The organism is Marinomonas sp. NPDC078689 (assembly GCF_044542435.1).
GTDB lineage: Bacteria > Pseudomonadota > Gammaproteobacteria > Pseudomonadales > Marinomonadaceae > Marinomonas > Marinomonas arenicola.
Genome location: NZ_JBITUJ010000007.1, coordinates 1 through 12,645 on the forward strand (window position 1 = coordinate 1; position 12,645 = coordinate 12,645).

Sequence of the window (12,645 nt, forward strand, 5' to 3'; positions counted from 1 at the left end):
CGATAAAGCGTCCCTTTGTTTCTTTTGTCATCATGGATATATTGATAAATCCATTCATGACTAACAGGAACGCCACAGTTTTTGAGTACGTTGGATATTTGCTCAGGACTCCAGTCGATTTCAACTAAAATACGAATAAAATCAATCGTCTTTGAAGGTATGTGATATTTGGTGGATGTCTTTCGCCTTATCAAACAAGCCTTTTGAGCTTTGTCAGGGCAATATGTTACTACTTTTTTATTCCGTTTCAACTCACGATAAATCGTCGCTCTATGACAATTCAGTGTTCGTGCAATATTTGCCACTGATATTTCTTGCCCTAAAAGAGCGGAAATCTGGTATCTTTTGCCTTCGGTCAACTGCTGATAATTCATGTTGGTACTGCTTGTTTTTGTGGTGAAAAGAATCATACCAACTTCAGCAGTTGGCTTCTTCTACACCTGATTAGCAGTGTCGCACTTATTATCTGAATTTAAGAGTAATGTACATCCCCATAAAAAACTATTAACAAAGAGCTCTATCTGATAGCTACACTTCAAGTTCAGGGGTTATTTGACGCTGATCTTTTATAATCCATTTAGAATCACACTCGACCATTTCAACTATGCATTTATCAGACGGATGATTATTTGGGTCATTTGGAGCGTAATTTAGCCCCATCAATGTCAGAACGCCTTCATTGTAACCCACTACTTTTTTGACACACCGCATACCTGTCCGAAATTGGTGATTTGACGTCCTCACGAATGGATACCCAAAATGACTTTCAGCCACTTCACACATAGCAGTTCCCCAGCTACCGGAACCATGATTAAAGCCTACATCAGCATCCCAAAGGACGATATATCTCTTTTCATAAAATTCATCTGCATCAATACTGACTATATGAAAATCCCATGCCGTCCCTATCGATAATGCATAAGAAGAAGCAACTTCAAGAACTTTTTTTCTAGCGGGATCATTCTCATTTGAAATCAAATTTTGATAATCTTCTAGAATATGTGTTTCAGTCTCGAGCCACTTAATTTTCCCTGTGTCTAACAGGCGATTGTACTCTTCAGTTTTGAGTAAATAATTAAGATAAATCCCAAGTGTCTCAATCTTAGTACTACCACGACTGAGGTGTTTTTTAACTCGCTCAACAAAGGCCTTGTATTCATCTTCACTAGCATCATATTGACTAGTATCTGTTAGATATTTCGTTGCAAATTTAGGCACACTCCAGCCAAGTTCTTTCAAAATATCTCGAATCAATTTTTGAACTTTTTTATTTTTCTCTACCATATAATCTAAATGTCCCTATTTGTCCCTATAAGCCTAGTTACTATGCAAATGCACCGAGTGCAAAATCATTTAACTAACTTAAGGATTTCATTATGTCTAAGAAAACATCACCTCAAAACAACAGTTCTAACCAACAGAATTCTAACAAAGGTTCTAATGGTACAAATACAGCTTACGATAAAGCTCAGGGCAATCGTGGAACCCAACTTAACCCTAATAAGAAAAATTAATTATTATTGATACAATGGCTATAGTGTCCATCCTCTATAGCCATTCAGGCTATAGTCAAAAAAGTCCAGCTTACTTAGAGGTTGACTAGATCATTTTTATAACTTAAAAATTATTAATCTTGAATAAACTTTTCTAATTTTTTCTTTATACGCTCCTTCCAATCATTTAAGTATTCAGATTCACTAAATTTATTACCTTCTTTATCTTTGGAGCGATGAGGCATACGCTCAAAATAGTTCGTATTTGAGGCAATTTTTGCTGTATTCCAGCTTGCACCACCATTCGAAAATGACTGGACTATTTTAAACAAACTCTTCTCTGGCTCTTCATCAAACCCCAAAATAAGCGTGCTTGCTTTTCTGTTCTTTGTTGAGCTGTCTGTATCTACTTCAATCAAGACAATGTTGGCTTTTTTAAAAGAGAACTTAGCAATGAAAAAACGAAGACGCAGGCCATCTTTGGTTTCATTAATTGCTTCACTTTTATTCGTAGGTGCCGGAAACAGACAACATCTCAATTCATCTAATGAATAGTGCTCTTCTCTAGACAACTCATTCATCAACTGGCGAAACACTAGGAATTTTTGGGTCTCAGGAACATCTTCAAGCTCATAGCTTTCATCTTGATTGATAATAGGATCAAACTCTTGGGCAGTTCCCTCAGATTCAGGCAAGCCTACACCAGACATCCCATTCTCTGGTGCTTCATCTTTACTAGGTTTTACTGATTTTTTAGGCTTCTTTTTAGTGTCTTTCTTGAGAATAGTCGTTCCAATATTATCAACATTAAAAGAAAAGCCTTTTTGACGCTTTTTGTCTATTCGCCCACCCATACTTGGAATTTCACCCATATCAAATTCCGGATCGATATCAACAGGAGGCATTTCACCATTCGCCTGTTTAATAGGCTTCTTGTCACTGGGGGCCTTTTCTTTAAATTTAGGGTGATCAAACTCAACATTTCCAACTCTATTTTTTAGATGTGTCCTCACACTATCAATTTCATAAACGTCAAAAACGCCATCATCACCAAGGCGCCCAAGGAGCTTCAAGTGCCAACCTGTTATGTCTGGCGCATCAAACATAAAACCAAGCTCTCTATTTTTATGAGCTTCAATAAAATAGGTATAAATACTAAAGAAACTTTTTCTTGCGGCTTGATCAATAAAAATCCAGGCTAAATGCTTACGCGACGCTAAAGAGCTCAGGTTGCTAACAGGGTATTTTGTGTTCAGAGGAAAAAGTAAAATATGCTGTTGATGGCTACCTTCTACATAAGCTATTTCACCAAGTCCATTAGCTCTAAAGGCTGCTCGAGTTAGATGTTGGTTATGAAAAAAGAAGGTACGCGCCAACTCAAAATCTTGAATTCTGATAAGACCATGATTGGTTGAAAAAATATGTCGACCAGCAGAGTGATTAGACTCATGCTTCATTAAGCTACCTACTGTGCAAGTCAGTTCTTCTAATGTATCGTCACTGAATGGATCTTTACCGTCATAGCGGCGACCTCGTGCGATTAAATTTGCAACCTCAATAGGAACAGATGACTGCTTTCCATTATCCCACTCAATCGCAATATGACCCTTTTTCCTCAACTTAACTCTATTAGATTTTGCGACCCCATGAATATTTAGGATCTTTGAGTTTTTCTCGAAAAATCGTTCTGGTGGAAAGAATTGAGACATAATCTCGGATAATGATACGCGCAGGTTCCCGTATGCGCGCTTTACTGAGTCCAGCAAGGCGTTCGATTTCATATGTTTTTGGTATAGGCTCATTACAGTTGATGACATCAACGATAATAGCGAGAACACGCCTAATTTGGTACTCCTCGATAGTTTCACTATATTTCGAAAAGAAACTATAACAAAGAGGTAATTTGCCTAAGTGTTTTTGGATTCCCCAAGATTCCCCAGTCTGATTTACGAACCAACCAGTCGATTTTCTCGGTAAATATAAATCACCTTCAACCCGATGCATTATTTCCAAAAGCAATTTGACAAGGCGACGATCTCGCTTAGGCCAGTCAACTAAACTACTAATACGGTTTTGAAATCGCTTTGGAAGATTTTTCGATAACCATGCGTTATCAAATCGATATAACCATGAGTAAACTCTAGCCCCCTCTTTGGTCGATCGAATTTCTTTAAGGGCAGTGAATTGAAGACATAACCCATTCCAAATTGATCGATACTCTTCTGCTCGCTTTTCAGAGTTCGAGGAAAAGTACTGCTTACGATTAAAGTTCACCCTAACATTTGATGCTTGGATTATAGCTTCTTTAAGTGAGTAGTTCGGAAACAGTGCTTGTAGACAAACCAGATGATGTAGGTAGGAAAAGTGTTTTCGCTGTTTCCTAAAAAAAGAATGCAACCAAGAGGTATCACCGACAATATTTAATCCAAATCTGCCTAGCTGTTCCTTACCCCAGAATTGTTCAATACGATATTTAATCTCACTGTGCTGAACGCCTCTAGACTCTTTAAGGCCTACCTCAACCAATAACCTTCCATAGAACATGCTCCATTGATTCGGCGTTATATAAGCCATATTACTATTAAGCAAACCCGTTATTGATTTTGAAAGCTGAATCAAAGGTTTACTTTCACTGACTACAACCACAGAGGAACTACCAAACAACACTGAATCTGAGGCGTTAATAAACATATGACGACGTGAAGGCTTTAGCTCAAAAGGAGACTCAATTAGCAAGCAACAGTGTTTAGGACAGACTAAGACACCTGGTAGCTGAAAATGACGCCTCCAATAAGAATAGGCATATTTCTGGAAGTCTTCTCGCAGACACACAGGACAATAACGATAGTATCTATTGAATACTAAGCTTGAGGCATTTATTCCAACTCGCAACATCGAATGGCTTTTCACGCTATCAGCAAGCTCTGCATGCACCTTCTGATATCGCTCAGGCTCAATAAACGACTGATATACGGGTAAGATGGTATGCTGTGAAATCACGTCTTCACTAGAAATGGACCATAAATGGCCGACTCGTTCTAATAATAGGTTGATGTGTCCCTGTAGAAGAGTTGATGGGACAATATTTCGAGAGCCAAAAAGAATGTCTAAGGCAACTTTATCATCACGTAAACCGTGCCTATCAACAAACCTAGCAAGCACACTACCTAGCAATTCGTTTTCATGAGCAACAGGGAAGTCCATTATCATGTAGCACCTCACTAGGAAGTGAAGATGAATTCACTGTGATTAATGGCGCTACCTTTTTAGCTTTTTCAATTCCAAAATTAGATACTGTTTGGATTCATCATCCAACTTGGACACAAGACACGCCAACTCAGCACTCAAATCATCTTCACAGAAAAAATAGTTCAACGGGACATTGAGCTCCTCTGCAATCTTGCGAAGCGTATCCACATCAGGTACATGTCTGCCTTTCTCATAGTGATTCATACGGCCACTAGCAGAACTCGCGTCCATACCTATTTTAATCCCAAGTTCTTTCTGGGAAATGCCGATCTTATTGCGAGCTTGTTTGAGCCGCAGGGGTATTGGGTTCTCTGACAAAGTGGTTTCATCTTTAAAGTCTCACATACTTAGATTGTCTAAGTTTTACTTATTTCTGTATACTTAGCAATCCTAAGTTTTTAGTTTTTTGAGACCTAAACATGACAACAAAGCAATTTTCTTTGAATAAAAGCTTCAAAGAACTCTTACAACTAGTGGAAGATTCCAGTATCAAGAGAAGGGACCTCATTCAGTTAGCAGTAGATACAACGGAATTAAATACTCTCCAATCAACTAGGTTTGTTGCCAGACATGTCAATGTACTTACATCTCATAACCTAATAACAGCTAGCGGGAAACGTAACGCTAGAATGTATCATTTCACTGACTCATTACTCACTTTGCTTAATCATGAAACTAAAGATTTGAAACTCACAAATAGCCATTTCGAGACTAGAACTCCTAACTACGAAACGCTACTGAAAAGAGAAGAAGCAAAAACAAGTGCCGAATTAAAAATGACGCTTGGGGAAATCGAGGCATATAGAGACTTAATGACTCAATATCCAACCAATCGTCAGGTAATTGAAGAACTATTATGTGAGGCGAAAGATCAGTCTACTCAACTTTATGGCCGTTTAAATGCTCTTAGAAAAGTAATAAAAGCAACGAATCAAGAGAGTAGACAGGCATGCTGAGAGAATGGCAAAAACGCTGTGTTTCAGAAGTGTTAAAAAAATATCAATCTATGCCAGACGCATTGGTGCTCGCAACACCAGGAGCAGGCAAAACAATCATGGCCAGTTATGTTGCCAAGTATCTGTTAGATAAAAGAAAGATTGATTACATTGTCTGCTTCTCACCCTCAAAGGTCGTAAGCCAAAGCATCAGAGTAACGTTTGAACAAATTCTTGAGCGCCCTTTCAATGGTCAGTTGGGTGCTCTAGGAACCTCGCGAACTTATCACTCTATGACCAACATAAATGAGCTAATCAATAACTTGAGCATGAGCCGAGTACTCGTTATTTTTGACGAAATCCATCATTGTGCCGGTGACGGAAGCTCTCTATCAAACACATGGGGCTTTCAGCTGCTCTCTACAATACAAAAACTAGCCACGTACACTTTGTCACTAACTGGAACACCATGGCGTACAGACACGCTCCCAATCCCTCTCGCTCGTTATTCTGACCCTGAAGGCAATATACAATGTGATTTCACTTATGATCTCATAGAAGCCATTAAAGACAAGGTATGCCGCGCTCCGCTTATTACCGCTGTAGATACAGATCAAGTGATGGTACGAAAAGGTAACGAAAGCAATACATATCGAAGCATTACAGAATTACTGGAAAGTGGATATGTCAGCTATCGTATGATTTTGAAACAACCGGAAATTATCATTCACATGCTTTCATTAAGCATTCAAAAGCTAGATGAACTTAGAAAAGCTGATGTTAATGCTGGCGGACTAATTGTCTCAGCATCTTACGAGCACGCATTGCAAATACAGGCGATTTTGACTGGTCATTTTAATACAAATGCAACCATCGTCTCCTATAGACTGGAAGACTCACCAGAACTAATCAATCGCTTTCGGGAAAACTCTAGCGAATGGATTATTAGTATCGCCATGATCAGTGAAGGAACGGATATTCCAAGACTTCAGGTTTGTTGCAACCTTACAGACATCACTACTGAACTTTATTTCCGGCAGATCCTTGGCCGTATCCTTCGAATGACAACGAGTCAAACTTCTATTGGGTATATGTTTGTCCTCGCAGAACCCGATTTGATTGAGTATGCAGAAAGGCTGAATCAAGCTATTCCTGGATCTTATCACTACGAAAAAGCAGAGGAACTGATTGATAGCGTTAATGTTGCGGATATCACAGAAGGCGACCAAGGCTCACAGAATGATCACCATTCTTACCTACCAGATAACAACATTGACGATATCTCGTTACTTGAAGATCAGGAGATCATAGACCATGTACCTTTGGCAAAATTCACCATGAGTTCATTTAAATCGAGGATTATTGCTTACTATTCATAAAGCCAACGTTTAGAGCTATTGTTTTGACTGATATCGCCACTTCGTAACCACATCACCAATTTGTTCGATTGTCATCGCCTGTTTCTGCCAACCTTTGTCAAAGTCGACATCATTTGAGCGAGGTAGTTGTTCATCTGATAAGTTGCGAATCATCACTCTGGTAGGAAGTGTTGCTGCTTGCCCAACAAAGATAGCCTCTTGACGCCTTAAGCCAGAAAGCATCTTGGTTAACCCTGACATAGAATCAGGTAATACACTACGAACATGCTCGCGGTCGGCATCATTGGTTATTCGAAGTACAATCCATGAATTGCATTGCGACAACACTGTTGCTTCAACTTCACTCGGTCTTTGCGAAACTAATAACAGACCAACGCCATATTTTCGGCCTTCCTTCGCAATTCGACGAATTGCAGATTGAGCTGCCTCATACTGTGCTTCACCACGATTCGGTACATATCGGTGTGCCTCTTCACACACCAAAAGCACAGGACTATTTTGCCGTTCCGCTTCGGTTTGCCAGACTTTAAGCTGAAATACGATTCTCGCGATGGCAGCACTGGCAACCCCAGCTACTTCATTAGGCACACCAGACAAGTCAACAATCTGCACTGTGGTTTGCTGCGTTAAGAACTGATTGACGATTGTAGGTAACGGATCTTTGTCACCATCCCAACTTTCCATCATGAATTTGAGTCGACCATCTTTTAGCAATGAATCTATCTTTCGAATAACTCGACTAAAATCCTCATGCTGCTTTTTATCTTTGTTTTCTGGTCGCTGCGCGTTGATGGCACCGATTAATCCTTCTTCGTAGCGTGTTCCATCTTTGAATCCAAAATGATCTAAGCCTTCTGCACTTCCAATAATGTAAGGGATCGGCGAGTCAACTGTTAATTGGTTCTTATTAAGCCCAAGCTGTCCAGCTGCTTCCTCACGAACCGCTATTAGGGCATTTTTAACAATATTTGATTGTGATGTTGCTGCAAACTCGGTCTTGCCGATAAACAAGCTCAGTGACTCTTCTAAATCGAGTAACCAATACGGTAGTTTTAGTAAACCTTCATCGGTCGATAAACGTTGGTGTGCAGGGAACGCTTTGCCGTATTCATTATGAGGGTCGAGGATAATAATTTGTGGGTGCCAGTGCTCATGATTAGCTATCTGTCCGCGCTCGAGAATACTGTGAATAACTGCCGCAACAGTGCCTGATTTACCGGCACCGGTAGAGCCTAGGATGGCAGTGTGCTTACCTAGTAATTCATTTAATTCAGCGTAACAAGGTGCACCGCCTGAGCCAACATGCTCACCAAGTTCAATAACCGCACCTTTGGCGTCACCGTAAATAAACCTAAGTTCTGATTTGGGTGTCAGATAAATAGTTTGTTGTGGTAGTGGATAAGTAGCAACACCGCGTTCAAACTCAAGGGCAAACTCATTTTCATCTTTCCTGCGCCACTCCCCTTCACCGAACAAATCAGCTTCAATTATTCGCTCATCTGCGGACGCGACAGGCAAGCCTTTTTCTAGCTGGTAGTCAGCCTTCATACGTAATCGACTGACTAACCCATAAATAGATCGGCGACCAAAATGAACTTTGATGATTGAGCCAAACTGTCCAATCGGATAGTTTTCACCAGCAAATACGCGGGACAAGTCTGAAATCGTAGGGTCAAGTTCGGCGATAATCCGCGAGCCATCGACCTCAATAATTTTACCGATAGAGAGATTCTCAATGGGTTTTATGTATTTGTTGTCCATATCAAATACCTCCTTCAAGGATCTGGGTTAGGTTTTCAAACTTCCACCATTCAATGCTATTTTCTGAGGTTGCCTTGTGATCGGCGTGATAAAAACCTTTATCGGCAAAAATAAGTACTTGTTCGTTGATTGAGCTGTCTTCATGCCAAGTTTGCAGCGCGCCACTAGGTACAGGGTCGCTCGTGAACGCAATCACGGTTAAATTGCCATTTGAAGCCCTTAAACCACGTTCGATTTCTAGGTTGATATGTGCATCGCCAAAACTATAACCTGCAATCAATAAAACTCGTTGGCTACCACCTAGCGGGTTTAAAACAGCTCTTGCTCTGTGCATTAAATTTGCGTAGGGGTCGAGCTGAGTTTCACGGTATTTAGTCGATGCAGGCCAAATCATAATCTTCGCAGCTTGATCTTGGCTGCGCTTCAAATGTGGAGCAATACGCAATGGTGTTGATGAAGAAGTATGTTCAGCCCAATTGATGGAGCCATGTAGCTTAAATACTCTGGCATCAAGATTGTTCTGTTCAAACGTCGAAGGGTTCCACCATCCTGATACACCGCCTTCTAAACCATCGGCATATCTCAATTGTGATAGTGCGAGTGAGTCTTCAATTAACGTATCGTAGTTCATCACTAGATAATCGATGGTGCTAGAAAGGTTGTCTTTGCCTGGTCGCATTGGTCGATGCAGAGCCTGAACAAAACGCTCATGCACAGCAGAATCTACTTCAACATTAATCACGTCAAAAATAGCGAGTTTTATCTCGTTTATCGCTTGCAATAGCTGCTCGTTACTATATTCAGTACCACCAATAGATACACTACTAGCCGTTACATTGCGATTTGTTCGGCGAGCAGTGATAGCAAGCCAATCTACGAGTTCGCTTAAGTAGTCTTCTATATGCGAAGCTGGATTTGCGCCAGCAAAAGAGTTTTGTATGGCAGTCAATATTTCCTTTGAATCAGCGGAGAGTTTGTCACTGTCTAGTGCTCTTGCTGTTAGCTGGTTTGTTAATGGAAGCCCAGCACAAAAACTCGCCCCAGCACCTAACAAAACCGCTTTTGAATGTGAGAGCAACTCTTCGAGTTTGTTAATTGCCTCTCTGAACTCTTTTTGTTCAAAAACTGTGGTATCGAATGCCATACTCCCTCCTTATAGCTCGCCTTTAAAAGCAGAATCGAGAATTGATGCTTTTAGTTGCTGCATCATTGTTATTTTTTCAGAAATTTCAGCTTTGCTCTTTCTTGCTTTGGATATCAAAGCATTGCAATCAGCAACCGCTTTAGCAATGGCCTTATCATTAGCCGGTAAAGGAAGCGCGAGGTTCTTAAGGTCTGTTATTGATAAATTCGGCTGATTCAGGGACTTAGATTTTTCCAGTACATAATTTTTAGTGCGGGATGACTGTAAGTAAAGATAAATGAAATCTAATACGTGTTTGTTTTTTGAAGTTATTGCAGCGACACGCTGATTCACTAGCGCGCCACTATAACTTTCTGGTACTCGGCAAACTTTAAGTCCACCATTAATTATCGGACGAGTTAATGCGATTACGATATCGTTCGTCTTTGCTGCAAATCTCTGATATTCACTTTCATAGCTAGCTGGCAGAAACTCTTCTGCATTTTCAGAAAACTCATTAACACCAACGTTGGTTATTTTAATCGGCTTAATTCCGGATTCCGATGTGAAGTCACCGCTTTTGAATGCATAACCAGATATAAAATCAGCTAACTTTGACAAGGTTAACTCGGGGTTTGTTTCTGTGAGTTCAGCAAAATATACATCAAGCCCATTCTGAGATAGCGCATCAGCCAATGCGACACTTTCCTGCAAATGCTCAATGGCGGTGTCGATGCGGTTGAGTAGTGCATCGAGTTTTTCGACGATACGTTTTTGTTCTTCGATTGGTGCAACAGCAATTTTTATAGAGTTAAGTTTTTTTTGGCTTAACTTCGGCTGGGCTGATCCCGTAATAAATGAAGACAAATCTAGAACAGCGAAGAAATATGATAAATACTTATTGGATGTTTTGTCTTTGTAGGCATCTACAACATGAGCATGGTTATTTACCCAATATTTTCCATCAGCAAGAAAAGCTATGGGGTACTTTCTAGCAACTAGGTTTGCGCCATCTTCGCTAATTAATAGCTTTTCTCCCTTATAAATATAGTCATCAACGTAATCAATGATTCCGGTTGCACCATAATAAGGATAGATCGCATTATCCTTAGAGCGCTCTGAAGTTTTTATGGGAATCCTTTTCCCATCCAAATTTTCAACAAGGCTATCAAAGCTGAGCCACTCCCAGCCATCCGGTAGCTTATACAAAACCTGCTCCATGCTTATTTCTCCGCCAATAGTTCTTCGATTTCATCCAAGAGGCCAGAAACTAACTTTTCTTTGGTACGGATCTGCTTAAGGATATCGCTAGGTGCTAAATGCTCGGCATCTTTCTGTTTGGCTGGGTTTTTGGCGGATAAGTCATAGACTTCTGCCAGCTTGCTGACTGATACCTTCCAAGAACGGTCAGTGGTTTCGCGGCTGCTATATAGCTCAACAAACTCTTTTAAATGGTCATCGGTGATCGGTTTGTTTTTGGTGAGTTTTTGCTCGGGCTCACATTCGTAGTACCACACATCGCTGGTGCCACCGCTACGCTCGAAAAACAGCACGTTGGTCTTAACGCCTGAGTACGGTAGAAACACACCAGCTGGCAGACTTAAAATGGTGTGTAAGTTAAAGTTTTCCAGCAATTCTTGTTTTACTTGTTTAAAAGCGCTGTTGGTTTGAAATAGCACGCCTTCAGGTATAACAATTGCAGCTTTACCGCCCGATTTAAGCGTTTTCATAAAGTGCTGCATAAACAGCAATTCGGTAGCATTCGCTTTAATTGGAAAGTTTAGTTGGATCTGATCTTTCTCTTTACCACCAAAAGGCGGGTTAGCAAGGATGATGTCATAACGGTCTTTCTCTTGGATGTCGCGGATATTTTGCGTCAAGGTATTACCACGGTACAGGTTAGGCGACTCTATACCGTGTAGGATCATGTTCATCATACCCATCACGTATGCCAACGAGGTTTTTTCAAAGCCGTAGAAGGTATCGCGCTGGATAAAGTCCCACTGTTCCGTAGAAAGTTCGTTCTTTTTAGTTTTCAGATGATCAAAAGCTTCAACTAAAAAACCACAGGAGCCAGCCGCAGCGTCATAAATGGTTTGGCCTGGCTGTGGATCAATGGCTTTAATCATAGCGCGAACGACCGGACGTGGAGTGTAGAACTCGCCAGCATATCCACCAGCATCACCCATATTCTGCAATAAGCCTTCGTAAACCAATGACAATTCAAACATCTCATCACTGGATTGGAAGTTGAGCGTATCCACAATATCCAACACTTCCCGCAAGGTATGACCGGAAGCCACCTTGTTATCCAAGTATTGGAATGTAGCACCAACTTTATAAGCAAATGACTTAGGATCTGCACCGCCAGTCACAATGCTATTTGCAAAGCTCTTCAGATAAGGAAAAAGTTCTTCATTGACGTATTTGATTAGGTCATCACCTGAATCGGCTTTCAGGTTTTTAGTTCCATCCGCGTTTTTCGGACAGGCCCAAGTCGACCAGCGGTGCTCGTCATCCAATACGGGTTGATAGTCTTTACCAGATAGTACCGCTTCGTCTTCTTTTTCAGACTCGTAATCATCCAAAAACTTTAAAAATAGCACCCACGAGGTTTGCTCTGTGTAGTGCATGGCACCGCTGATGCCATCGTCGCGGCGCAATATGTCGGTAATTCGGTCAATCTTTTGTTGTAATGACATGGC

12 protein-coding genes are annotated in these 12,645 nt (G+C 40.7%); 3 read left to right on the plus strand and 9 right to left on the minus strand.

Going from position 1 to position 12,645, the window contains the following annotated elements:
- Together ACIGBN_RS11950 and ACIGBN_RS11955 are read right to left on the minus strand one after the other, a co-directional pair.
- Positions 1-374: transposase (locus ACIGBN_RS11950; protein WP_396665661.1), on the minus strand; the 374-nt coding region annotated here is incomplete at its 3' end.
- A gap of 154 nt (positions 375-528) precedes the next feature.
- Entirely contained in the window at positions 529-1,284 is a 756-nt protein-coding gene (locus tag ACIGBN_RS11955; RefSeq protein ID WP_396665663.1) for a hypothetical protein, read from the minus strand.
- Between the two features lie 92 nt (positions 1,285-1,376).
- Here ACIGBN_RS11955 and ACIGBN_RS11960 point away from each other — a divergent pair, with 92 nt between their 5' ends.
- Complete coding sequence (locus ACIGBN_RS11960) at positions 1,377-1,514, plus strand: alpha-amylase (protein ID WP_396665665.1); 138 nt, start codon at positions 1,377-1,379, stop codon at positions 1,512-1,514.
- 113 nt (positions 1,515-1,627) lie between these two features.
- On the opposite strand, the gene ACIGBN_RS11965 is transcribed toward ACIGBN_RS11960, so the two are convergent.
- Genes ACIGBN_RS11965 through ACIGBN_RS11975 form a run of 3 tightly spaced genes read right to left on the minus strand, consistent with a single transcriptional unit; the run spans position 1,628 to position 5,060 of the window.
- A complete protein-coding gene (locus ACIGBN_RS11965; protein ID WP_396665667.1) occupies positions 1,628-3,202 on the minus strand; it encodes a Tn7-like element transposition protein TnsE in 1,575 nt (524 codons plus the stop codon).
- The gene (locus tag ACIGBN_RS11970) at positions 3,123-4,697 is read right to left on the minus strand and encodes a TnsD family Tn7-like transposition protein (protein WP_396665669.1); all 1,575 of its coding nucleotides are present in this window, start codon (positions 4,695-4,697) and stop codon (positions 3,123-3,125) included. The genes ACIGBN_RS11965 and ACIGBN_RS11970 overlap by 80 nt, the downstream gene beginning before the upstream one ends.
- A 54-nt stretch (positions 4,698-4,751) precedes the next feature.
- Positions 4,752-5,060 (minus strand): helix-turn-helix domain-containing protein, encoded by a 309-nt coding sequence (locus tag ACIGBN_RS11975; protein ID WP_396665671.1) that lies wholly within the window; start codon positions 5,058-5,060, stop codon positions 4,752-4,754.
- A gap of 101 nt (positions 5,061-5,161) precedes the next feature.
- On the opposite strand from ACIGBN_RS11975, the gene ACIGBN_RS11980 reads away from it, so the two are divergent.
- Positions 5,162-5,698: a hypothetical protein gene (locus tag ACIGBN_RS11980; RefSeq protein WP_396665673.1), complete on the plus strand. Its 537-nt coding sequence runs from the start codon at positions 5,162-5,164 to the stop codon at positions 5,696-5,698.
- A complete protein-coding gene (locus tag ACIGBN_RS11985; protein ID WP_396665675.1) occupies positions 5,692-7,056 on the plus strand; it encodes a DEAD/DEAH box helicase in 1,365 nt (454 codons plus the stop codon). The genes ACIGBN_RS11980 and ACIGBN_RS11985 overlap by 7 nt, the downstream gene beginning before the upstream one ends.
- Positions 7,057-7,071: 15 nt before the next feature.
- On the opposite strand, the gene ACIGBN_RS11990 is transcribed toward ACIGBN_RS11985, so the two are convergent.
- The 4 genes from ACIGBN_RS11990 to ACIGBN_RS12005 are packed head-to-tail and all read right to left on the minus strand — an operon-like array spanning position 7,072 to position 12,642.
- Positions 7,072-8,817: an ATP-binding protein gene (locus ACIGBN_RS11990; protein ID WP_396665677.1), complete on the minus strand. Its 1,746-nt coding sequence runs from the start codon at positions 8,815-8,817 to the stop codon at positions 7,072-7,074.
- Position 8,818: 1 nt separating this feature from the next.
- On the minus strand, positions 8,819-9,961 hold the full coding sequence (locus tag ACIGBN_RS11995; RefSeq protein WP_396665678.1) for an SIR2 family protein: 1,143 nt from the start codon (positions 9,959-9,961) through the stop codon (positions 8,819-8,821).
- Positions 9,962-9,970: 9 nt separating this feature from the next.
- A complete protein-coding gene (locus tag ACIGBN_RS12000; RefSeq protein ID WP_396665680.1) occupies positions 9,971-11,161 on the minus strand; it encodes a restriction endonuclease subunit S in 1,191 nt (396 codons plus the stop codon).
- Positions 11,162-11,163: 2 nt separating this feature from the next.
- Positions 11,164-12,642, minus strand: a complete 1,479-nt coding sequence (locus tag ACIGBN_RS12005; RefSeq protein WP_396665682.1) for an N-6 DNA methylase — start codon at positions 12,640-12,642, stop codon at positions 11,164-11,166.
- Between the last annotated feature and the right edge of the window lie 3 nt (positions 12,643-12,645).